The 21,650-nt window shown below is 66.0% G+C and carries 24 protein-coding genes and 1 tRNA gene; 22 read left to right on the forward strand and 3 right to left on the reverse strand.

Translation table 11 applies throughout. From position 1 onward, the window contains the following. The first annotated feature begins 4 nt into the window (after positions 1 to 4). The 7 genes from lepB to acpS are packed head-to-tail and all read left to right on the forward strand — an operon-like array spanning position 5 to position 4,617. Positions 5 to 796: a signal peptidase I gene (lepB, locus tag ACOOFO_RS07065; RefSeq protein ID WP_420429344.1), complete on the forward strand. Its 792-nt coding sequence runs from the start codon at positions 5 to 7 to the stop codon at positions 794 to 796. Positions 797 to 806: 10 nt separating this feature from the next. Beyond that, the gene (locus ACOOFO_RS07070) at positions 807 to 1,181 is read left to right on the forward strand and encodes a DUF4845 domain-containing protein (RefSeq protein ID WP_420429346.1); all 375 of its coding nucleotides are present in this window, start codon (positions 807 to 809) and stop codon (positions 1,179 to 1,181) included. Continuing rightward, positions 1,178 to 1,846, forward strand: coding sequence for a ribonuclease III (rnc, locus tag ACOOFO_RS07075; protein ID WP_420429348.1), 669 nt, complete (start codon positions 1,178 to 1,180; stop codon positions 1,844 to 1,846). The genes ACOOFO_RS07070 and rnc overlap by 4 nt, the downstream gene beginning before the upstream one ends. Next, positions 1,839 to 2,720, forward strand: a complete 882-nt coding sequence (gene era / locus ACOOFO_RS07080) for a GTPase Era (RefSeq protein WP_420429350.1) — start codon at positions 1,839 to 1,841, stop codon at positions 2,718 to 2,720. Before rnc ends, era begins: the two co-directional genes overlap by 8 nt. Before the next feature lie 6 nt (positions 2,721 to 2,726). Then, positions 2,727 to 3,464 carry a DNA repair protein RecO gene (gene recO / locus ACOOFO_RS07085; protein WP_420429352.1) on the forward strand — a complete coding sequence of 246 codons (738 nt, stop codon included), beginning with the start codon at positions 2,727 to 2,729 and terminating at the stop codon, positions 3,462 to 3,464. After that, a complete protein-coding gene (locus ACOOFO_RS07090; RefSeq protein WP_420429354.1) occupies positions 3,461 to 4,213 on the forward strand; it encodes a pyridoxine 5'-phosphate synthase in 753 nt (250 codons plus the stop codon). The genes recO and ACOOFO_RS07090 overlap by 4 nt, the downstream gene beginning before the upstream one ends. Positions 4,214 to 4,242: 29 nt before the next feature. Next, a complete protein-coding gene (acpS, locus tag ACOOFO_RS07095) occupies positions 4,243 to 4,617 on the forward strand; it encodes a holo-ACP synthase (protein WP_420429356.1) in 375 nt (124 codons plus the stop codon). On the opposite strand, the gene ACOOFO_RS07100 is transcribed toward acpS, so the two are convergent. Beyond that, positions 4,614 to 5,123: an RDD family protein gene (locus ACOOFO_RS07100; protein WP_420429358.1), complete on the reverse strand. Its 510-nt coding sequence runs from the start codon at positions 5,121 to 5,123 to the stop codon at positions 4,614 to 4,616. The genes acpS and ACOOFO_RS07100 overlap by 4 nt on opposite strands. Before the next feature lie 151 nt (positions 5,124 to 5,274). Between ACOOFO_RS07100 and msrA the strand changes: the two genes are divergently transcribed. Continuing rightward, complete coding sequence (msrA, locus tag ACOOFO_RS07105; protein ID WP_420429360.1) at positions 5,275 to 5,916, forward strand: peptide-methionine (S)-S-oxide reductase MsrA; 642 nt, start codon at positions 5,275 to 5,277, stop codon at positions 5,914 to 5,916. Between the two features lie 167 nt (positions 5,917 to 6,083). Here msrA and ACOOFO_RS07110 read toward each other — a convergent pair. Further along, positions 6,084 to 6,159, reverse strand: a tRNA-Glu gene (locus ACOOFO_RS07110). A gap of 113 nt (positions 6,160 to 6,272) precedes the next feature. Here ACOOFO_RS07110 and pcnB point away from each other — a divergent pair. The 10 genes from pcnB (at position 6,273) to ACOOFO_RS07160 (ending at position 15,116) form a co-directional block, all read left to right on the forward strand. Beyond that, positions 6,273 to 7,553, forward strand: coding sequence for a polynucleotide adenylyltransferase PcnB (pcnB, locus tag ACOOFO_RS07115; RefSeq protein ID WP_420429362.1), 1,281 nt, complete (start codon positions 6,273 to 6,275; stop codon positions 7,551 to 7,553). After that, on the forward strand, positions 7,550 to 8,047 hold the full coding sequence (gene folK / locus ACOOFO_RS07120) for a 2-amino-4-hydroxy-6-hydroxymethyldihydropteridine diphosphokinase (RefSeq protein ID WP_420429364.1): 498 nt from the start codon (positions 7,550 to 7,552) through the stop codon (positions 8,045 to 8,047). The genes pcnB and folK overlap by 4 nt, the downstream gene beginning before the upstream one ends. Next, a complete protein-coding gene (gene panB, locus ACOOFO_RS07125; RefSeq protein ID WP_420429366.1) occupies positions 8,044 to 8,889 on the forward strand; it encodes a 3-methyl-2-oxobutanoate hydroxymethyltransferase in 846 nt (281 codons plus the stop codon). Before folK ends, panB begins: the two co-directional genes overlap by 4 nt. 9 nt (positions 8,890 to 8,898) lie before the next feature. Then, positions 8,899 to 9,738, forward strand: a complete 840-nt coding sequence (gene panC / locus ACOOFO_RS07130; protein WP_420429674.1) for a pantoate--beta-alanine ligase — start codon at positions 8,899 to 8,901, stop codon at positions 9,736 to 9,738. A gap of 181 nt (positions 9,739 to 9,919) precedes the next feature. Continuing rightward, complete coding sequence (gene panD, locus ACOOFO_RS07135) at positions 9,920 to 10,300, forward strand: aspartate 1-decarboxylase (RefSeq protein ID WP_420429368.1); 381 nt, start codon at positions 9,920 to 9,922, stop codon at positions 10,298 to 10,300. Beyond that, positions 10,297 to 10,947, forward strand: coding sequence for a TIGR02466 family protein (locus tag ACOOFO_RS07140; protein WP_420429370.1), 651 nt, complete (start codon positions 10,297 to 10,299; stop codon positions 10,945 to 10,947). Before panD ends, ACOOFO_RS07140 begins: the two co-directional genes overlap by 4 nt. A 63-nt stretch (positions 10,948 to 11,010) precedes the next feature. Continuing rightward, positions 11,011 to 12,648 (forward strand): glucose-6-phosphate isomerase, encoded by a 1,638-nt coding sequence (pgi, locus tag ACOOFO_RS07145; protein ID WP_420429372.1) that lies wholly within the window; start codon positions 11,011 to 11,013, stop codon positions 12,646 to 12,648. 31 nt (positions 12,649 to 12,679) lie between these two features. After that, on the forward strand, positions 12,680 to 13,057 hold the full coding sequence (locus ACOOFO_RS07150) for a PA2779 family protein (protein WP_420429374.1): 378 nt from the start codon (positions 12,680 to 12,682) through the stop codon (positions 13,055 to 13,057). 5 nt (positions 13,058 to 13,062) lie between these two features. After that, complete coding sequence (locus tag ACOOFO_RS07155) at positions 13,063 to 13,881, forward strand: PA2778 family cysteine peptidase (RefSeq protein WP_420429375.1); 819 nt, start codon at positions 13,063 to 13,065, stop codon at positions 13,879 to 13,881. 92 nt (positions 13,882 to 13,973) lie between these two features. Next, positions 13,974 to 15,116, forward strand: a complete 1,143-nt coding sequence (locus tag ACOOFO_RS07160; RefSeq protein ID WP_420429377.1) for a pyridoxal-phosphate-dependent aminotransferase family protein — start codon at positions 13,974 to 13,976, stop codon at positions 15,114 to 15,116. A gap of 47 nt (positions 15,117 to 15,163) precedes the next feature. Here the strand turns inward: ACOOFO_RS07160 and queG are convergent, their stop codons facing one another. Further along, on the reverse strand, positions 15,164 to 16,231 hold the full coding sequence (queG, locus tag ACOOFO_RS07165) for a tRNA epoxyqueuosine(34) reductase QueG (protein ID WP_420429379.1): 1,068 nt from the start codon (positions 16,229 to 16,231) through the stop codon (positions 15,164 to 15,166). A gap of 14 nt (positions 16,232 to 16,245) precedes the next feature. Here queG and ACOOFO_RS07170 point away from each other — a divergent pair, with 14 nt between their 5' ends. From ACOOFO_RS07170 to ACOOFO_RS07185, 4 genes are all read left to right on the forward strand, one after another. Then, positions 16,246 to 17,787 carry an NAD(P)H-hydrate dehydratase gene (locus ACOOFO_RS07170; protein ID WP_420429381.1) on the forward strand — a complete coding sequence of 514 codons (1,542 nt, stop codon included), beginning with the start codon at positions 16,246 to 16,248 and terminating at the stop codon, positions 17,785 to 17,787. Then, positions 17,784 to 18,281, forward strand: coding sequence for a tRNA (adenosine(37)-N6)-threonylcarbamoyltransferase complex ATPase subunit type 1 TsaE (gene tsaE / locus ACOOFO_RS07175; protein ID WP_420429383.1), 498 nt, complete (start codon positions 17,784 to 17,786; stop codon positions 18,279 to 18,281). The genes ACOOFO_RS07170 and tsaE overlap by 4 nt, the downstream gene beginning before the upstream one ends. 93 nt (positions 18,282 to 18,374) lie before the next feature. Then, positions 18,375 to 19,760, forward strand: coding sequence for an N-acetylmuramoyl-L-alanine amidase (locus ACOOFO_RS07180; protein ID WP_420429385.1), 1,386 nt, complete (start codon positions 18,375 to 18,377; stop codon positions 19,758 to 19,760). Positions 19,761 to 19,842: 82 nt separating this feature from the next. Continuing rightward, positions 19,843 to 21,639: an ABC transporter substrate-binding protein gene (locus ACOOFO_RS07185; RefSeq protein WP_420429387.1), complete on the forward strand. Its 1,797-nt coding sequence runs from the start codon at positions 19,843 to 19,845 to the stop codon at positions 21,637 to 21,639. The last annotated feature ends 11 nt before the right edge of the window (positions 21,640 to 21,650 follow it).

Genomic DNA, 21,650 nt, shown 5'->3' on the forward strand with positions numbered 1-21,650 from the left:
CCGCATGGAGCAGTTTCTGAGCGATTTCCACTGGGACTTTGCAGTCATTCTCTCCGTGGCGGCGCTTGCCACGGGGTTGGTCTATGCCATTGATGCGCTGTTCTTCGCGCGCGCGCGGCGCGCGGCGGGCAGCGAGCGCGGCAACTGGGCGGTGGAGTTCTCGCGCTCCTTCTTCCCGGTCATCCTGGTGGTACTGATCCTGCGCAGCTTCGTTGTGGAGCCCTTCCGGATTCCGTCCGGTTCCATGATTCCGTCGCTGCTGGTGGGTGACTTCATCCTGGTCGACAAGCGTGCCTACGGGCTGCGCTCGCCGGTGGGGTTCTGGCAGATCACGGAAGGCGCCAAGCCCGAGCGCGGCGACGTGGCCGTGTTCCGTTTCCCGCTTGATCCAAGCAAGGATTTCATCAAGCGCGTGGTCGGGCTGCCCGGAGACCACATCGTCTATCGCGACAAGCAGCTCCGCATCAATGGCGAGCGCATCCCGCTCGAACCCGCTGGCGTGGCGCGGGTCCCCGGCCTGCCCGGCGGCGTGGTGGAGCGCTACATCGAGACGCTGGGAGGAGACCGCCACCCGATCATCGTCAATCCGAATGCGCCGTCGCGCGCCATCGATTTCGTGGTGCCCGAGGGCGAGTATTTCGTGATGGGGGATAATCGCGATGGTAGCGATGATTCCCGGCGCTGGGGCAGCGTTCCGGAACGCAATCTGGTGGGGCGGGCCTTCCTCATCTGGATGAACTGGAACAGTGAGCGCGGACGTCCGGATTTTTCGCGGATTGGTAGCACCATCCCTTAAGGAGACGACGATGCGGCCAGCACAGCGCGGAATGACGATCTGGATGCTCATGGTGACCGTGGCGCTGGTGGCTTTTGCCGCGCTGCTGGTCATGCGTTGTGTGCCGGTCTATCTCAACCAGATGAAGGTCAGCGGCGCTATCGAGCGGGTCGCAAAGGACCCGGAGAACCCCGCCGCCAGCGTGCGCACCATGCGCAGCGCATTGGAACGGTACTGGGCCATCGAACGGATCCAACATCTCGATCCGGAGGACGTCGCCCTGGTACGTGGCGAGGGCGAAACGCGGTATCTGGAATACCAATACGAGGCGCGCGTGCCTCTGATTCACAACATCGATCTGTTGTTCACTTTCGAAGAGCAGATCATGGTTGGCCGGGGCTCGTGAACCGGGCGCATCTGGAACGCCGGCTCGGTTACCGCTTCCGGGACGAGGCCCTTCTCGATCAGGCCCTCACCCACCGCAGTGCCGGACACGGTCACTATGAACGGCTCGAATTTCTGGGCGATGCCCTGCTCAATTTTGTGGTGGCGCAGATGCTCTACAAGCGCTGCCCGGAGCTGTCCGAGGGGGATCTGACGCGCATGCGGGCGGCGCTGGTGCGCGAGGAAACGCTGGGTTCGGTGGCGCAGGATCTGGCGCTGGCCGACGCCGTGCAGCTCGGCGGCAGCGCCCTCAAGAGTGGCGTCTATCGTCGGCGTTCGGTGCTTGCCGACACCGTGGAGGCGCTGATCGGGGCGGTGTTGCTCGATGCCGATATCCCCACCGCAACGGCCTGCGTCGAGCGCTGGTGGGGGCCGCGACTGGAAGCGCTGCCGGACCCCCATTCGCTGAAGGATCCGAAGACCCGGCTGCAGGAATGGCTGCAGGGCCGGTCGCGGCCGCGGCCGGAGTACGAGGTCGTCGAGATGACCGGGCCGCCACACCGGCAACGCTTCCGGGTGGCCTGTGTGCTGGGTGATGATGAAGTGCGTGCCGAGGGCCAGGGCTCCAGTCGGCGTGGCGCGGAACAGAATGCGGCCCGGGCGATGCTGGAGCAACTCGATGCGTAGCGGAATGACGACCGTGGTGGGCCGCCCCAATGTGGGCAAGTCGAGCCTGGTGAATGCACTGGTGGGACAGAAGGTGTCGATCGTGAGCCGGCGTCCGCAGACTACCCGTCACCGCATCCACGGGGTGCGCAATCGCGAAGGCGTGCAGATCGTCTTCGTCGACACGCCCGGACTGCACGAGCGCGAACAGCGCGAATTGAACCGGGTGCTCAATCGCGCCGCCACCGGCGCCATCGAAGGCGTCGACGTGGTGCTCCATGTGGTCGAGAGCGGGCAGTGGCGCAGCGACGACGATCTGGCCTTGGCGCGCGCCAAGGCCTCCGGTCTGCCGGTGGTTGCGGCCCTCAACAAGGTTGACCGCCAGGCGGACAAGAGCAAGCTGCTGCCGGAGTTGGCCGCCCTGGGGGCCCGCTACGACTATGCCGATATTGTCCCGGTATCAGCGACCCATGGCGACAATCTGGACACGTTGGCCGACGTGCTGGCGGGCTTCATGCCGGAGGGGCCGGCACTGTTCCCGCCGGACCAGATCCAGGGCCATGATCTGGCCTTCACCATCGCCGAGTGCGTGCGCGAGAAGCTGACCCGCATGCTGCATCAGGAACTGCCTTATGCGCTGTCGGTGGGTGTGGAAATGCTGGAGGACAGCGAAGGCCTGCTGCGTACCCGCGCCGTCATCTGGGTAGAGCGCGAGGCCCAGAAGAAGATCGTCATCGGCGCGGGGGGTGAAACGGCCAAGCGCGTAGGGACCTCCGCCCGGCGCGAGCTCGAACGACAGCTCGGCAAGAAGGTTTATCTGCAGACCCACGTCCGCGTGCGTGCCAACTGGAGTGACGACCCGGCGGCGTTGCGCGCGCTCGGGTATGAGGGCTGAATCGGCGTGAGTGCCGAACGCGTCCAGGACGTGCCGGCCTACATCCTGCAGAAGCGGCCCTATCGCGAGACCAGCCTCTTGCTGGAAGTGCTGACGCCGGAGCACGGGCGCGTTGGCCTGATCGCCCGGGGCGCGCGCGGGCAGAGCAAGCGGCGCAGTGGTGGCATCGACCTGCTGCAGCGCTATCGCATGCAGTGGCATCGTCGCGGCGAGCTGGGCACGTTGCAATCGATCGAGGCCGAAGGCAGTCCGTATCCCCTGGTCGGCGAGCGCGTGCTTTGGGTGTGGTATGCCAACGAGTTGCTGTTGCGCGCCTTGGCGCGTGACGATCCCCACGCGCCCGTGTTCGGCGCCTATGAAGCCCTGCTCGCCGGACTGGTGCGCGCGCCGCGTGCGGATGTGGAAGCCGGCAGCGGCGACGCCGCTGCAGAGCCGCTGCTGCGGCGCTTTGAATGGAGCCTGCTGTGCGCGCTGGGCTATCAGCCGCTGGGCGCGGTGCCGGCCTCGGTGGCCGATCAGGGCTATGCCTATGATGCCGAGCAGGGCGCGCATGCCACTGCCGGCGGTCGCTTGAGCGCGAGCGGGCTGCGCGATGCACTGCGCGGCAGCTTCGACACGCCAGCGGCATGCGCCGCCGGCCGCGCCGTGTTCCGTGCGCATCTGCCAGAATTGATCGGGCCCAAACCCCTGCAAACGCCGGCCATGCTGCGCCGGCTTCGCATCAACCGCACCGAGTCTTCATGAGCCAGAGTCTTCCTCCACCGCTGCGTCTGGGTGTCAATGTCGATCATGTCGCTACGCTTCGCCAGGCGCGCGGCACCGACTACCCGGATCCGGTGGAAGCGGGTCTGGTTGCCATTGCCGCGGGTGCCGACGGCATTACCGTGCACCTGCGCGAGGATCGCCGCCATATCCAGGAACAGGATGTGCGTCGTCTGATGACCGCGGCCACGGTCCCGGTCAATCTGGAAATGGCAGCGGTGGACGACATGCTGGCGCTGGCCGAGGACGTGGCTCCGCCGCGCGCCTGCCTGGTGCCGGAGAAGCGTCAGGAAGTGACCACCGAGGGCGGCCTGGATGTGGCAGGTCAACACGCCGTCGTCATCGAGGCCTGTCGCCGATTGGCGGCGGTGGGGACGCGCGTCTCCCTGTTTGTGGACGCCGATGTGGCCCAGCTCGATGCCATTCTGGCGACGGGCGCACCGGCGGTGGAAATCCATACCGGTGCCTACGCCGAGGCGAGCGGAGAGCAGCGCTCGGCCGAGATCAGCCGCCTGCGCAGCTTTGCGCGCGCTGCTTCCGAGCGCGGCCTGGAAGTCCATGCAGGGCATGGTCTGCGTGTTGCCAACGTGGGGTCGGTGGCTGCCATCCCGCAGATCGTCGAGCTCAACATCGGGCACGCCATCATTGCCGACGCCGTCTTCCACGGGCTTCCAGCTGCCATTGCCCGCATGCGTCGGGCCATGCTGGCCGGCCGCCAGATGGGCGACTAGAGGCCGCGCGCGTGTTGTGTGGCGTTGGAGTGGACCTGGTTTCGGTGGCGCGCTTTCGCGACCTGCTGGCGCGCCGGGGCAGCGCCTTTGCGGAACGCATCCTGCATGCCAGCGAATGGCCGATGCATCAGGCGGCCCGCGATCCGGCGCGGGATCTGGCCAAGCGATGGGCGGTCAAGGAAGCCTTTGCCAAGGCGCTGCGCACGGGTTTTTCCGGCATCTATGCCTGCGACATTGCCCTGCATCGCGACCCCGAATCGGGAGCCCCGACGCTCAGCCTGTCTGACCGGGGCCGTGCCTTTGCCTCACGCCGAGGTGCTGGACGGGCGCATGTCAGCGTCAGCGACGAGGGCGATCAGATCATCGCCATGGTCGCGCTGGAGCAGGTTTCCGTCGCGTCTTAACTGCGTGCGGGGATGGCAGCCTCGCGCACCATCTCGCTGGCGGTTAGGCGGTCGATCAGGCTGCGTCGACTGCCGATAGCCACCGGCAGCATGACGATCAGCGGCAGGGCGACCAGCAGGCCAGCGGGAACCCAGCCTTTGTGCACCAAGGCAAGGCCACCAATCACGATCGGCAGGATGCACAGCCCCAGGGTGAGGAAGAAGCGTGCGCTTGCGGCGGTCAGCGAGAGATGGACTTCGCCGTCGCTGCGCCGCAGGCGCACGCGCCAGGTGCGCATGCCCAGGGTCTGTCCACCGCGCGTCCAGGAGCGCGCAAAATAGAACCAGCTTCCCAGCACCATCAAGACCTGCAGCATGCTGTGCTGAGGCCCACCAACGTAGCTGAGCAGTGGCGTGGCTACGACCGAAATCGCCATGCAGATGGCCAGTATGAGCAGGCCGTCGTAGACGCTGACGGCGAGGCGTCGCCACAGTGTTGCAGGCAGGATGAGCGGTGACTCTGTCATGCCGATAGCATAGCCTGCATGACCTGTCTGGGCGCCGGGCGTCCGCCTTGCGGCGAGGCTTGTCGCGAGCGGGATCGTCGCAGCATTCCGGTAAGCGGGAGGCGGCCCTCGCGGGCCATGGTCAACAGTCGATGTGCCTTGGAGAGACGCAATGCGTGAGACGCAACAGGGGGCGGTCTGCCGCTGGCCGGGTGGTTCGTCCAATCAATCGCCGCTGCCGGACCCCGCCGTGGATGTGGCGCCCTTAGCCGAATCATCGGTCGCGGAGGCGGTCCTGGCTGGGGGCTGTTTCTGGTGTGTGGAGGCCGTGTTCCTCGCGCTGCAGGGGGTGCAGGAGGTGACCTCCGGCTATGCCGGCGGCGACGCGGCTACGGCCAGTTACCGCCAGGTCTGCTCCGGCACGACCGGGCATGCCGAGGCGGTGCGGGTACGTTTTGACCCCGCGACGATCTCCTTTGGCGCGCTGCTCAAGGTGTTCTTCGGTGTGGCCCACGACCCGACGCAGCGCAACCGCCAGGGCAACGATGTCGGGCCGCAGTACCGTTCAGCGGTGTTCTATCTCGACGAGTCGCAGCGCGCGGTGGCGGAAGCCTATATCCGGCAGCTCGATGACAGCGGGGTCTTCAGTGCCCCGATCGCCACCACGCTGGAAGCCTACAGCGGCTTCTATCCGGCCGAGGAGGAGCACCAGAACTTCGCGCAACGCCATCCCGACGCCGGCTACATTCGCGTAGTGGCAGTGCCCAAGCTGGACAAGCTCAAGCGCGCCTTCGCACCCCAGCTGCGCAGCTGAGCGGGAAACCGCTGGACATCAGGCATCCCTGCCGCCGCGCGCGTGTGTCGGCGAGCTGTCCGAGCACCCGGCAGCGGTTGCCGGGCCAGCGGCACGGAAGCGAATCGGTTCTGCATGGCAGGCATAAAAAAAGGGCGAGATGCGGATCTCGCCCTTGTCTGGCAATGTGGCGCTCCCACGGGGACTCGAACCCCGGTTTTCGCCGTGAGAGGGCGACGTCCTGGACCGCTAGACGATGGGAGCAGTGCTTCACCTACAATAGGCGGATTATGCGGCATTCGGTGGTCCTGCGCCAAGCATATTGCGCCGCCCAGTGCCCTCCACCCTGTCTCAGTTGAGGAAGCATCACTATCAGCGTGTCTCCACGGATTCCTCGCGAGAACCACCCGGTTTCGCGCAAGCTCATTTCATCCGCTGCTCTCAAGGTGCTGTACACCCTGAATGAAGCCGGGTATCAGGCGTATCTCGTCGGTGGTGGCGTGCGCGACATCCTGGCCGGCCTGCAGCCGAAGGATTTCGATATCTCGACCAACGCCCACCCGGAGCAGGTGAAGGCGTTGTTCAGAAGTTGCCGGCTGGTGGGGCGACGCTTTGTGATCGCCCATGTGCGCTTTGGTCGTGAAGTGATCGAAGTCACCACCTTCCGCGGCGCGTTGACGGATTCCCATGAGCGGGACGAGACCGGTCGCATTCTCTCCGACAACGTCTACGGCGATGACATCGAGGCCGACGCGCTGCGTCGCGATTTCACGGTCAACGGTCTCTACTACGACATTTCTGATTTCAGCATTCTCGACTATGTCGGCGGTGTCGCCGATCTGCAGCAGCGCACGATCCGGCTGATCGGAGATGCGGAGCTGCGCTATCGCGAAGATCCGGTACGCATGCTGCGCGCGGTGCGCATTGCCAACAAGCTGGGCTTCGATATTGCGCCCAAGACCCAGAAGCCGATTCCGCGCTTGGCCGGGTTACTCAATGAAGTACCGCCCGCACGCCTCTTCGACGAAGTGCTCAAGCTGCTGCAATCGCCGAACGCGGTCGAGAATTTCAAGGGGCTCGTTGATCACGGTTTGCTTGCGGAACTCTTCCCGAGTCTGCACGCCGTGCTGCACGAGCCCGGTGTGCGCCCCCTGATGGATGCAGCGTTGGCCAATACCGCGCGTCGGATCTGCAATGAGCAGTCGGTGACACCGGCCTTTCTTTACGCCACGCTGCTGTGGCCGGGCGTGGTGCGCCATGCCGCCGAACTGCGCGACCAGCAGGGGCTGCCGCCCGCGGTGGCGATGGCACAGGCCGCGGACAGCGTGTTGGCCGATCAGGTGCAGCGCGTGGCCATCCCCAAGCGTTTTTCCGCGCCAGCGCGAGAAATTTGGATGCTGCAGTCGCGCTTTGCCTATCGGCGGGGCAAGAAGCCGGAACGCCTGCTAGCGCATCCGCGTTTCCGCGCCGCCTATGACTTCTTCTGTCTGCGTGCCGATGCGGGCGAGGAAGACCCGTCAGTCGCGCAGTGGTGGACCGAGGCGCAGGAGGCACCGGACGCATTGCCTCCGGCGCCCGAAAATCCTCCCGAAGGCGCACCCAAGCGTCGACGTCGCCGCCGGTCGCGCGGCTCGCGCAGTTCCAGCGCCAGCCAGTGACCGCTGCGGTCACCGCAGCGGTTGGCTTTGGCGCCAACCTGGGTCAGCCGGACCAGCAGATTCGCCAGGCCATCGAAGCCGTCGGAGCGCTGCCGGAGACGCGCTTGATGGCTGCGTCCGCGTTGTACCGCAGTGCCCCGATGGGACCGCCCCAGCCGGACTACTGCAACGCCGTGGCACTGATCGAAACGCGTCTTGCGCCGCTGGCGCTGTTGCAGGCCTTGCAGGCGCTGGAAAGCGAAGCCGGGCGCAGCCGGGCAGGAGAGCGCTGGTGTGCGCGCGAGCTGGATTGTGATCTGCTCGTCTACGGTGACCGCGTCGAGGACCTTCCGGGACTCACCCTGCCGCATCCCGGGATCGCGGCACGCAACTTCGTGCTGATTCCGCTCGCCGAAATCGCCCCGCAGTTGCACATCCCCAGACTCGGTAGGGTGGCCACCCTGGCGCGCGCGTGCAGTCGCGAGGGCTTGGCGCCCTGGCCTGATTTACCATGAGCGCTCACGTACGCAGAGAGACCGCATTGAGCGCTCAGTCCCCCGTCAACATTGCTGTCTTGCGCGCCATGCGCGCCGAGGGCCAACGCATCGCCTGCCTGACAGCCTATGACGCCAGCTTTGCCCAGGTGCTCGACGCCGCCGGCGTGGATGTGGTGCTGATCGGCGACTCGCTGGGTATGGTGATCCAGGGGGGCAGCACCACGACACCGGTCACGCTCGACCACATCATCTACCACAGCCGCTGCGTCGTGCCCTCGCTGCAGCGCGCCTTCGCGGTCGCCGACATGCCCTTTCTGTCCTATGCCACGCGCAGTCGGGCACTGGATGCGGCACAGCGCCTCATGCAGGAGGGCGGCGCCGCCATGGTCAAGCTCGAAGGCGGACGCGAGCAGGCCCGAATCGTCGAATTCCTGAGCACGCGCGGCGTGCCGGTGTGCGCGCATCTCGGACTGCAACCCCAGCTGATTCACAAGATGGGCCGCTTCCGGGTGCAGGGACGGGAAGCCGCCGCCGCCGATGCCATGCGACGCGATGCACGCCTGCTGGAAGACGCGGGCGCTGACATGCTGCTGCTGGAATGCGTACCGGCCGAACTTGGGGCCAGCATTACCCGCGCCGCGGGTGTGCCGGTGATCGGTATCGGGGCCGGTGGCGCGGTCGATGGTCAGATCTTGGTGCTGCAGGACATCCTCGGAATCTCCGCACAAGCGCGCAGCGGGCGCCCGCCACGCTTCGTGCGTAACTTCATGCAGGGGCAGCCGGGCATTGCGCCAGCCATCGAACAATACGTGGCTGCGGTGCGCGATGGCAGCTACCCGGCTCCTGAGCATTGCTTCTGAGCGGTGGGTATCACGCGCCTTCATGAAGTGCCGGCGCTGCGCGCCTGGCGCCATGCGCAGTGGCAGGAGAAGCGCCGCGTGGCCCTGGTGCCCACCATGGGCAATCTCCACCGTGGGCATCTGGCGTTGCTGGACAGTGCCCGTGAGCACGCCGACGTATTGATTGCCTCGATTTTCGTCAACCCGCTGCAGTTCGGGCCCAACGAGGATTTCGATCGCTACCCCCGTACCCTGGAAGCTGATGTGGCGGCACTGGAAGCGGCGGGCTGCCATGCGGTCTTCGCGCCGTCGGAGCGCACCCTCTATCCGCACGGGCGTGACATTGCCCAGATCCATGTTCCGCATCTGGGGGACCACCTCTGCGGTGCGGATCGGCCCGGGCATTTTGATGGGGTCACCACGGTCGTCGGTCTGCTGTTCCATCTGGTGCAGCCGGATGTGGCCGTGTTTGGGCGCAAGGACTATCAGCAGCTACAGCTCATTCGGCGCATGGTGCGCGATCTGCATTTCCCGACGCAGGTCATTGGCCATCCCATTGAGCGCGAGGCCGATGGTCTGGCCCTGTCCTCGCGCAATCAGTATCTGAGTGCCGAAGAGCGTGCGCGTGCCCCGGCATTGCACGTCACCTTGCGCGCTATCGCCGAGGCCCTGTCGGGCGGAAAGCGCGACACTGCGGCCTTGGAAGCCGACGCAATGGAGCGTCTGCGTGCCGCAGGTCTTGTGCCCAGTTATGTGCGCATCCTGTCCGCTGATCTACAAGAGCCTGAATTTCCAGGGGAAATCCTGATCGCAGCCGCCGCGTATCTAGGCCAGACCCGGCTGATCGATAACCTGATGGTGCATGTATGACAACAAGGTTGCTGCCCGGCGTAATGGTCGCTACACTCCCCACCGCTTGAGGCTCCAGCGGAGCCATTCTGCGTGGGTGCATGTCTTAGTGGGCCACCCTGACCAAGAAATCGCTGGCGGAATGTATGGGTGCATGTCTTAGTGGGCCACCCCATTCCGTAATCCCCCGAAAATCGACGCCATGCAATTGACCCTCCTCAAGGCCAAGCTGCACAAAGCCTGCGTCACGCACGCCGAGTTGGACTACGACGGTTCGTGCGCCATTGATGGTGAACTGCTCGATGCCGCCGGCATCCTCGAGTTCGAGCAGATCGACATCTACGACATCGCCAACGGCGAGCGCTTCACTACCTATGCCATCCGCGCCGAGGAAGGCTCGCGAGTGATCTCGATCAACGGTGCCGCCGCCCACAAGGCGCGGGTTGGTGATCGCGTCATCATCTGTGCCTACGGGCAGATGGAGGCGGGTAGCGCGCGCAATTTCAAGCCGCGTCTGATCTACCTCGACGAAGTCAACCGCGTCGTGCGCACTGCCAACACCATTCCCGTTCAGGCCGCTTGACCAGCGGACGCGCTGCGGCGGAGCGTGACGCGGATACGCGTGCGCTTTTCCCGACACTCGTCTATGACGCGGCGCTGGGTGCACGCGGGGGCCGCACCCTCAATCAGGAACTGGTCCGCGAGGCCTACCAGATTGCCGAGGTGGACGAGGCAGGGCAGGACTGGTCTGCGCAGCGCTATCCAGGGGGCTATACCAGCTACAGCTCCCTTGATCAGTTGCATCGGATGTCGCCTTCGGTCATGACCCTTGCGCGGCACCTGACGCGCCACGCCCAGCGCTTCGCGGAGCGGCTGCACTGGGACATGGGCGAGGGTGCGCTTGTGATGAGCGACTGCTGGGTCAGCATCATGGGCGAGGGCTGTGGCCATTCCGGGCACCTGCACCCCCTCGCGGTGGTCAGCGGCACCTATTACGCTGCCGTCCCCAAGGGCGCAGCGGGACTGCGTTTCGAGGATCCCCGGCTGGCGAGTTTCATGGCCGCACCACCACGCAGGCCCGACGCCCCCGAAGCCGTACGCCATCACGTCCTGCTGCCGGCGCGTACGGGTCGGCTCTACCTGTTCGAGAGCTGGCTGCGCCACGAAGTCCCCCCCAGTCCCGTGAGCGAAGACCGCATCAGCTTCAGCTTCAACTTCGTCTGGGAGTAGCCCTGCGCAGACCCGGTCGTGCAGCCTCGCTACACTGCACAAGACCTTTCCACTGGAGCCGCGATGGCTGGCGCCGTGCCCCGACTCTCGGATGATCCCGCCCTCTGTGCCGCCCGCGATGCACTGACCGCGCGGCCACTGACTGCCCTGTTCGATGATGACGCCACGCGGGCGCAGCGCTATCAGTGCGCCGGTGCCGGCATCGACCTGCATTACGCCAAGCAACGAGTGGACGACGATGCCATCGCGGCGTTGGTGGCCTTCGCGGCGCGCTGCGGCCTCCACGACCGAATTCGCGGCCTGTTTCATGGCGAGACCGTCAATAGCACTGAAGGCCGGGCTGCACTACATATGGCGCTGCGCGCCACCCCCGGAGAGGTCTGGCTGGCCCAGGGCGAGCGCGTCGACGAAGCCATCCTGACAACGCGAGATCGTTTCCTGCAGTTTGCCGAGGAGGTGCGCGCAGGTCGCATCCGGGCGGCTGACGGCGGTGCTTTCACGGAGGTGGTCAACATCGGCATTGGCGGCTCGGACTTCGGGCCACGCATGGTCTGCGCGGCGCTGGCGCCGATGACCGATGGTCCGCGCGTCCAGTTCATCGCCAATGTGGACGCCGCGGAGCGCGAGCAGGTTCTGGCCGGACTTGATCCGGCGCGCACGCTGGTGATCGTCACGTCGAAGACCTTCCGCACGCAGGAGACCATGGCCAATGCGCACTCGGTGCGGCGCTGGCTGGCGGAGGCGCTGGGCGAAACGGCGGTGAGCCAGCATTTCGCGGCAGTGTCGACCGCCATTGAGGCTGCCGCCGAATTCGGCATTGCCGATGACCGCGTCTTTGGTTTCTGGGATTGGGTCGGCGGTCGTTATTCGCTATGGTCGGCGGTAGGTTTGCCCATTGCCCTTGCTCTGGGGCGCGCGGCATTTGAGCAGCTGCTTGCGGGTGCCCATGCCATGGACGACCACTTCCGCTGCGCCCCGGCCGAGCACAATGTCCCGGTCATGATGGGGCTGCTTGCAGTGTGGAACCGCAATCTGCTCGGGGCGCAGAGTCTGGTCGTTGCTCCCTATGCGCAGCGCCTTCAGCGCTTCATCGGGTGGCTGCAACAGCTGGAAATGGAGTCCAACGGCAAAGGGGTGCGGCTGGACGGAGCGCCCGTGCCGGAAGCCACCACCGCAGCGCTGTGGGGTGATGTCGGCACCAATGCGCAACATGCCTTCTTCCAGATGCTGCATCAGGGTCCGGATACACATCCGGTGGATTTCATCCTGCCGATTCGTGCCGATCACGATGACCACGAGCAGCAGCGGCTGCTGATTGCAAACTGCCTGGCACAGTCCGCCGCGCTGATGCATGGCCGATCTGTGGCACAGGTGCGCAGTGCCCTCGAGGCGCAGGGCATGACGCCGGAGACGGCGGATCGGGCAGCCGTGCACCGTCATCTGCCGGGCAATCGGCCGTCCTCCACGATTCTTCTTGAGCGCCTTGATGCCTGGCACCTCGGCGCCTTGCTGGCCTGCTACGAGCACCGCACCTTCGTGCAGAGTGTGCTGTGGGGCATTAACGCCTTTGATCAGTGGGGTGTGGAACTGGGCAAGCGCCTGGCGGGCAACGTGGACCGCGCGCTGCGCGGTGAACAGGCAGCCGGGCTGGATGCGGAAACCGATCTGTTGATTCAGCGCGTGCTCAACTCCGCAGGCTAGTATGCAAGCCACACAAATGATGGAGCCTGGTATGAAGCGCGTACTGACACAGTTTGTGATCCCGTTCCTGGTGGCCACCTTCGCGTTGCAGTCCACGGCCTTTGCCGGTGTGGTTGGCACCGAGGCGATGCTGCACGCGGAAGCGGCGCAGGAGAATGCTGACCGACAGAAGATTCAGGCAGCCCTGGCGCGCGACAGCGTGCGGGCGCAGATGCAATCTCTCGGGGTGGATCCGGCGCTGGCCGAACAGCGCGTAGCCAGCCTGTCCGACGCTGAGGCCGCCCATCTTGCCGCCAATATCGATGATGCGGCCGCCGGCGGCGACGCGCTCGCGGTGGTCGGTGTGGTCTTCGTCGTGCTGCTGATTCTGGAAGCGGTCGGCGTCACGGATGTCTTCAAGGCGATCTAGAACGCGTGACTTCAGGCGCCGTGCGCCTCGCGGTGATGGCAGCGGCAGCGGTGGCCAGCGGCTGCGCGCTGCACGCACCATCACCCACGGCCGAAACACAGGCGCCCGTGGAACTGGTCGCCACCCCGTTTTTCGCGCAGCGTGTCGATCACTGCGGCCCCGCCGCCCTGGCGACCGTGCTGGTCGAAAGCGGGCGCAACGACGTGACCCCGGATGCACTGTCGCCCGCGCTGTTTCTTCCCGAGCGCGCAGGCACGCTACGTACCGAGCTGCTCGCTGTCAGTCGGGCGCAGCAGCGCATTCCGTTGACCATTCCGGGGACCCTGGAGGGGCTCGTGGCGGCGCTGGACGCCGGCTATCCGGTACTGGTGCTGCAGAATCTGGGCATCCGCTGGATCCCGCGTTGGCACTACGCCGTGGTCGTCGGCGTGGACCAGGAGGCCGACACCGTTGTGCTGCGCTCCGGGCGGGAGCCGCGGCGCAGGACCTCCATTGCAACCTTCCTCCGCACCTGGGCCCGTTCCGGGCATTGGGGCATGGTGGTCAGCCCACCCGATACCGTGCCCGCATTCGCGCAACCGCTGGACTGGTTACGAGCGGCAGCGCCGGCCGAAAGCGCCGGTCAGCCGGCTCTGGCACTCACGGCCTACAAGGCGGCCGTCGCACGTTGGCCGGATTCCGCACTGGCGCATGCGGCACTGGGCAATGCGTGGTACGCAGTGGGTGATACACCCGCGGCCCGTCGCCACTGGCAGGATGCCTTGCAGCTGAATCCAGAACTCAAGACCGCGCGCGACAACCTGGCAGCGACCGCTCCCGACTGACGGACGGAGGTGCGATTCGTCAGGGCCTTGTCTATACTCGCGCGCCCGATTTGCACCATCGTTGCGCACTGAAAAGGTTGCGCACGCCCCGCATGAAATCCTTCGAGCCACCTCGCCGCACCCTGATGGGACCGGGTCCCTCCGATGTCCATCCCCGCGTGCTGGAAGCCATGGCGCGTCCCACCATCGGTCACCTCGATCCGGCCTTCGTCGGACTGATGGATGAGATCTGTGGCCTGCTGCGCCAGACCTTCCGTACCGAGAATGCATTGACCTTTCCGGTCTCCGGCCCGGGTTCGGTTGGCATGGAAGCCTGCTTTGTCAATCTGCTCGAACCCGGCGACACCATCATCGTCTGTCAGAACGGTGTCTTTGGTGGCCGCATGAAACAGATGGCCGAGCGCTGTGGAGCGACCGTGGTGATGGTGACCAGCCCCTGGGGTCGCGCCGTGGATGTTGCTGCGGTCGAAGAGGCTGTCAAGGCGCATCCCGAGGCCACCGTGCTGGGCTTTGTGCACGCCGAGACCTCCACGGGAGCGCGCAGCGACGCCGAAAAGCTGGCCGCGCTCGCCCAGCAGCACGGCATGCTGACCATCGTCGATACCGTTACCTCCCTGGGCGGCATTCCGCTGGAAGTCGACGCCTGGGGCCTCGATGCGGTCTATTCGGGCACGCAGAAGTGCCTTTCCTGTCCCCCGGGTCTTTCGCCGGTGACTTTCTCCGAGCGCGCGGTCGAGCGCGTCAAGGCGCGCAGCCACGACGTACAGAGCTGGTTCATGGATCTGCGCCTGGTCATGGGCTACTGGCAGGGCGGGGCGAAGCGCGCCTACCACCACACGGCCCCGATCAATGCGCTCTATGGCCTGCACGAAGCGCTGGTCATGCTGCACGAGCAAGGTCTGGAGAATAGCTGGACACGCCATCGCGAGGCCCATGAGCGTCTCAAGCGCGGCCTGGATGCCCTTGGCCTGGAGCTGCTTGTGCCGGAGGCCGAGCGCCTGCCGCAACTCAACAGCGTCTGCATCCCGGAGGGTGTCGACGACGCCCAGGTGCGAAGCGCCCTGCTCGAGCAGCATGGCCTCGAAATCGGGGCGGGTCTGGGCGATCTTGCCGGCAAGGTCTGGCGCATCGGCCTGATGGGCCAGGGTGCCGACGCGCATCACGTCGACTTCTGTCTCGAGGCCCTGGGCTCAGTGCTCAGCGATCAGCGCGCGAAGGTGGCGGTCAGCGCCTGATCGCCAAGGCCCCGCCCGGCGCCGGTCGCACCGGGCGGGGCCGCGCCTCAGGCGCGGCCATGCTGGGCAAGGGCCCACTGCACGTGTTCGCGGACCAACGGATCCGTACTCTTCGCCCGGCTGCGCAGCGCGACGACGACGGCCTCGCTGGTCGGGGCATTGCCCAGGGCCACGGCAATATTGCGCAGCCAGCCGATGTAGCCCGCGCGGCGCAGCGCCATCCCCTGCGTGCGGGTTTCCCACTCCGACGCGCTCCATCCGAATAGCGCCACCAGCGTCGCCTGGTCCAGCCCGTGGCGCGGCGCGAAGTCCGGTACGGCAGCCTGCTGGGCATAGCGGTTCCACGGGCACACCAGTTGACAGTCGTCACAGCCGAAGATGCGATTGCCGATGGCGGAGCGCAGGTGCAACGGAATGCTGCCGCGGTGCTCGATTGTCAGATAGGAAATGCAGCGCGTGGCATCGAGCTGATAGGGCGCAACGATGGCATCGGTAGGGCAGATGTCCATGCAGGCCTGGCAACTGCCGCAGTGATTGCCGCGCGGTTCCGCGGTCACGGGCAGTTCCAGGTCGGTGTAGATCTCACCGAGGAAAAAGCCCGAGCCGGCCTCGCGATTGAGCAATAGGGTGTGCTTGCCAATCCAGCCCAGCCCTGCGTTGCGCGCCAGTGCCTTCTCGAGCACCGGGGCACTGTCGGCGAAGACTCGGTAGCCATGCGGGGCCACCGCATCGGCCAGGCGCTGGGCCAGCCGGGCAAGGCGCTTGCGCATGAGCTTGTGATAGTCGCGGCCAAGGGCATAGCGCGACACGTAGGCGCGGTTCCCGTCCTGTAGCGCGGTCCAGGATGATGCCGGCACCAGCCCATAATCCATCCGCACACTGATGACGCTGCGGGTCTCCGGGCGCAGTGCCGATGGGTTGGCACGCAGATCACGCGTATCGGCCATCCAGCGCATGTCGCCGTGCCGGTCGGCGGCCAGCCAGTCGTCAAGACGCGCGATGTCCTCGGCGAGTTCGGCGTGCGCCACGGCAGCATCCGCAAAGCCTTCGGCGCGCGCCCATTCAGGCAGGGAACGCGCGAGCTGCAACGGGTCGAGCGCGGGGGCAGCGGACACTTATACTCGACGGCATGATCGAAGCATGGCAGCAATTCTACGCCGCCGCCGACGTGCGCGAGCTCGACCGGCGCGCGATCGAGGACCACGGCATCCCGGGCTACACGCTGATGCAACGCGCCGCAGCCGCTGCCTGGCAGACCGCGCGGCGTGCCTGGGGCCTGCCGGATCGGCTGGTGGTCTTCTGTGGCAGCGGCAACAACGGCGGCGACGGCTACGAGATCGCCTGTCTCGCTCATGCCGACGGGGTGGCAGTGGAAGTGCGGGAGTTGGGCGGAGAACGACGCGGTGACGCCGCCACCGCCCGGGCCGCCTGGCTGCAGCGCGGCGCCATCAGCGACGCCACGGATCGACCGATCCCTCCGCCCGCGCCGGCACCGCCGGGTGATGTGGGCTATGCGGAGTCGGTCTGGGTCGTCGACGCGCTCTTCGGCACCGGTCTGACGCGGGCGGTCGAGGGGGAGGCGGCTGCCGCCATTGCCTGCATACAGGCCGCGCACGGCGCAGGAGCGCGTGTGCTGGCGTTGGATGTGCCTTCTGGTCACATTGCGGATACCGGGCAGGCGCTGGGCCCGGCGGTGCAGGCGGATATGACGGTGACCTTCATCGCGGACAAGGTCGGACTGCATACCTCCGCAGGCGCAGCTGCCGCTGGGAGCGTGCATTGCGCCGGGCTGCAGGTGCCGGCGGAAATCTTCGATGGCGTGCGCCCGCGTGCCCGCCGCCTCGACCCGCGCCACCTGCGTTCCTTTTTTCCTCCGCGCGCACGCGATGCCCACAAGAACCGCCACGGTCACGTGCTCATCATCGGCGGGGCTCCGGGCATGGCGGGGGCCGCGCTCCTTGCCGGGCGGGCGGCCTTGCGCAGCGGCGCCGGGCTGGTCAGCGTGGCGACGCATCCGACGCATGCCGCCATGTTCTCCATGGCTCAGGCCGAATTGATGGTCCATGGGGTGGATGAGGCGGTGGCGCTTGCGCCCTTGTTGGAACGCGCCACCGTGGTTGCCATAGGACCCGGACTGGGGCAGGGCGACTGGTCCCGGTGTCTTTTCCAGGCGGCATTGGGCGTCGAGCGGCCGCTGGTGCTGGATGCCGACGCGTTGAACCTGTTGGCGCAGCAGCCCATGCAACTGGGCGAGGCTGTGCTTACGCCGCATCCGGGCGAAGCCGCGCGCCTTCTCGGCCGCGAGGGCGGTGCCACCGTCGAGGCCGACCGTCTGCACGCGCTTCAGGCGCTGGAAGCGCGCTACGACTGTACTGCGCTGCTCAAGGGCCTGGGTACGCTGGTCAGTGCCGAGTCGCCGGATGATCCGCCGTGGCTGTGCACGGCGGGCAATCCGGGCATGGCTGTCGGCGGTAGCGGGGATGTACTGACCGGGGTCGTGGCAGCCTGCATTGCGCAGGGTATGCCGCCCGCACGGGCGGCGCGCGCCGCCGTGCTGGCGCATGCCTATGCCGGCGATCTGGCAGCACACCACGGCGAGCGCGGCATGCTGCCCAGCGATCTGGTCGATCATCTGCGCGCGGCGGTGAACCCTCGGCAGGGGTCCGCGTGAATCGTGAGGCGGCCGTGCCGACCTCCCATTCACAGCAGTGTGCGCTGCACGACGAGGCCGCCACCGAAGCACTGGGCCGCGCTGTGGCGAAGGCCTGGCCGCGACCACTGAGCGGGGTGATCTGGCTGCAGGGTGCGTTGGGCAGTGGCAAGACCACGCTGGCCCGTGCCTTTTTGCGCGGACTGGGCGTGCAAGGGGCGGTGCGCAGTCCCACCTACACGCTGGTTGAGCCCTACGAGACCGAGCACGGTCACGTGCTGCATATGGATTGTTACCGGCTGAGTGACCCCGAGGAACTGGAGTTTCTGGGGCTGCGCGACACTCCGCCGGACAGCGCGCTCTGGCTGATCGAGTGGCCAGAGCGCGTCGCGGTGGGATTGCCGTTACCTGATCTACGCATGGCTCTTTCTACGGCTGCGCAGGGCCGGGAAGCCGTGTTATCCGCATCCCATGCCGACACGCTAGCGCATATTTTGAATTCAATTTCTCAGTAGTTTGCCGTTACTTGCTGTTTATGCAGCAATTCATGCTTGCGCTCCACGCCCGAATGCAGTAGCGTGCCAATCGGGGCACTAGGACGCTGCTGTATGAAAGGCTTGGCGACAATCCGCAACGGTTGGGGTGCATGGCTCGCGATGGCGGCCTTGGCAGCGCTGTGCGCGCCGGCATCGGCCGCGGAACTGCGCGATGTTCGCGTCTGGGATGGCCCGCAGAACACCCGCGTGGTGTTCGACCTGAGCGACGCCGCCAGTCACCAGGTTTTCACGCTGGAGAATCCGGCGCGGGTCGTGATCGATCTGGCGGATATTCGTTCCAGCGCCCTGGATCCCGGCGCGGTGGGCGGAGAAGGCCTGTTGCGCGGCATGCGCAGTGCTCGGCAGCCAGACGGCCGCCTGCGTGTCGTGCTCGATCTGCAACGCAGCGCGCGCACGAGCAGCTTCGCACTCTCCCCGCAGGCGCAATACGGCCATCGGATCGTCGTCGATCTCAAGCCGGAGGCTGGCGATGAAGGGCTTGCCACTGAAACGGCACCGACTGCCGCTGCCGCCAGCAGTGCGCCCGAGGCCTCCGTGCAGCAGCCTGCAGCACGGCTCGAGCAGAAGAACATCATCATCGCCATCGATGCGGGCCATGGCGGCGAAGACCCGGGCGCGCTTGGGCCCAGCGGCTTGAAGGAAAAAGACGTGGTGTTGTCCATTTCGCGCCGACTGGCCACGCTGGTGGATGCCGAACCGGGTTTCAAGGCGGTCATGATTCGCCGCGGCGACTACTACATCGGCCTGCGTGAGCGGGTGCGCAAGGCGCGGGCGGCGCAGGCGGATCTCTTCGTATCGATCCACGCCAACGGTTTCACGGATTCGCGCGTACGCGGTAGCTCGGTCTATACCCTTTCGCCCAACGGCGCCAGCTCTGAGCAGGCACGTTGGCTGGCAAAACGCGAGAATGAGGCGGATCTCGTCGGGGGCATCGAGCTGGCCGACAAGGAAGATACGCTGGCGCACGTCTTGCTCGACATCTCCCAGTCTGCGGCCATCGAAGCCAGCGTCGATGCAGGCAAGCGGGTATTGCAGTCGCTGGGGCAACTCAACAAGCTGCAGCGCGGCGAGGTGCAACGTGCCGGCTTCATGGTGTTGAAGGCGCCGGACATCCCCTCGATGCTGGTCGAAACCGCCTTCATCACCAACCCGGGCGAAGAACGCAAGCTGGGCTCAGGGGCTTTTCAGCAGCGCATCGCGGATTCCATTTTTGAAGGCATTCACAGCTATTTCGAGAACTACCGTCCGTTGCGCTATGTCGACGCCCGCGGTGGTGCAACTACGGCGGCGGTCGAGCCAGGCATACACACGGTGCAGCGCGGTGACACGCTGAGCGAACTGGCCCAGCGCTACCGTACTGACTCGCGTCGGCTGCGCCAGGTCAATGACCTCGACAGCGACATGCTGCGCGTGGGGCAGGTACTGCAGATCCCCTGAACCGATCCCCTGGCGGGCCTGATCCTTGCTAGCCTTGGGGTGACGCCGCAGCCGCGGCAACGCCTCAGGGAATGCTGACTTGATGAAGCCATTGACGACGGTACGCAGCCTTGCTGCCTCGCTCGCGATCACCCTCCTGCTGGTGGGCTGCTCCAAACCCGAGCCCGAAGCCGATCTGAAGGTCTACCGCCACTCCGCGGGTGGCGTGCCGACCAATATGGATCCGCTGCAGGCGGCCACGGTCTATTCGAATCTGGTGGTCGTCAATGCCTATGACACGCTCTACCGCTACAAGTATCTGGAGCGTCCCTACGCGCTGACACCGAACCTCGCGGCCGCGATGCCGGAAGTCTCCGAGGATGGGCTCGTCTACACCATTGCGCTGAAGAAGACCGGGCGCTATGTCGACAGCCCCGTCTTCGCCGAGGGGGAGGGGCGCACGGTGACAGCGCACGATGTGGTGTTCTCGCTCAAGCGCCACTTCGACCCCGAGAACACCTCACAGGGCAAGTGGCTTTGGGCGGGTCGCATCAAGGGGATGGACGCCTGGGCCGAAGCCGGAGCGGACTACGAGGCAACGGTGCCGGGCCTGCGCGCACTTGATGACTTCACCCTGCGCGTTGAGCTGACCGCCCCTTTCCCGCAGTTTGTGCATACCCTTGCGATGGGCTTCTCAGCGGTCGTACCGCCGGAGGCGGTGGCTGCCTTCGGGCGCGATCTGGGAACCAAGGCGGTAGGCTCCGGCCCCTATGAACTGCTGGAGTACTCCAAGCAGCAGGTGCTCTTCCAGCCCAACCCGAATTTTCGCGAGGAGCCGCTGGATCTGGAGGCCGAGGGTTACGATCCGGCGGCCCATGCCGCCTATGGCATTGCCGATCTCGACGGCAAGGCGCCGCCCTTTGTTGATCGCCTGGAGATCGACTTCATTCAGGAATCCTCGGCGCGCTGGGCTTCCTTCACTTCCGGACGCGAAATCCAGTTCTCCGGCCTCCCGGTCGAGCAGACCGAGGCGGTACTGGCGAGCAAGGATCCGATTACGCTGAAGCCGGAATATGCCGAGCGCTATCACATGGATTCCGGACCGGAAGCCGGCCTGGTATTCACGGTCTTCAACATGGACGATCCGGAGATCGGTTACCACGAGGATCCTGCGCGCGAGGCGCGCAACCGCGAGCTGCGCTGCGCGATGCGCGATGCCTTCGACTGGAAGGCGCGCAACGAGCGCTTCTATTCGGGGCTTGGCATCGTCTTTCCCGGGGTGATTCCGCCCATCCTCGAAGAATTCGACCCGTCACTGTCGCGCGCCTCGGTGGAGCACAATCCGCAGCAGGCCAAAGAACGGCTGGAGGCGGCAGGCTGGACCGCCGACAACCTCCCCGTGCTTGATTACGGCCTGGTGTCCGCCGTGCTGGCGCGGGAGATGTTCGAGTCCTTCCGCGGGCGCATGGTGGATGTCGGCATTCCGCGCGACAAGATCAACGGCGAGACCTTCGCGACCTTTGGGGATTACAACCGCGCGCTGCGGACTTCGAAGCTGTCGATCATGGGCTACGGCTGGCAGCTCGACTACCCGGATGCCGAGAATGTGCTGCAGTTGTTCTATGGGCCGAATGCAGCCCCGGGCAGCAATGCCTCCAATTACGACAACCCCGAATACAACCGGCTCTTCCGTGAAACCAAGACCATGCAGCCGGGGCCGGAGCGCACCGAGATCTATCGGCGCATGAACCAGATGCTGATCGATGATTGCGTTGGCATCATGGGGTTGACGCGCTCGCACGTGTCGCTCTGGCACAAGGACGTCAAGGGCATGCCGGATACAGCCATCCTCGGTGGCTTCTGGCTGCGCTTCGTGGACGTCGCGTCCGCCACACCCTAAAGCGATTCACA

The organism is Algiphilus sp. (assembly GCF_965216485.1).
GTDB lineage: Bacteria > Pseudomonadota > Gammaproteobacteria > Nevskiales > Nevskiaceae > Algiphilus.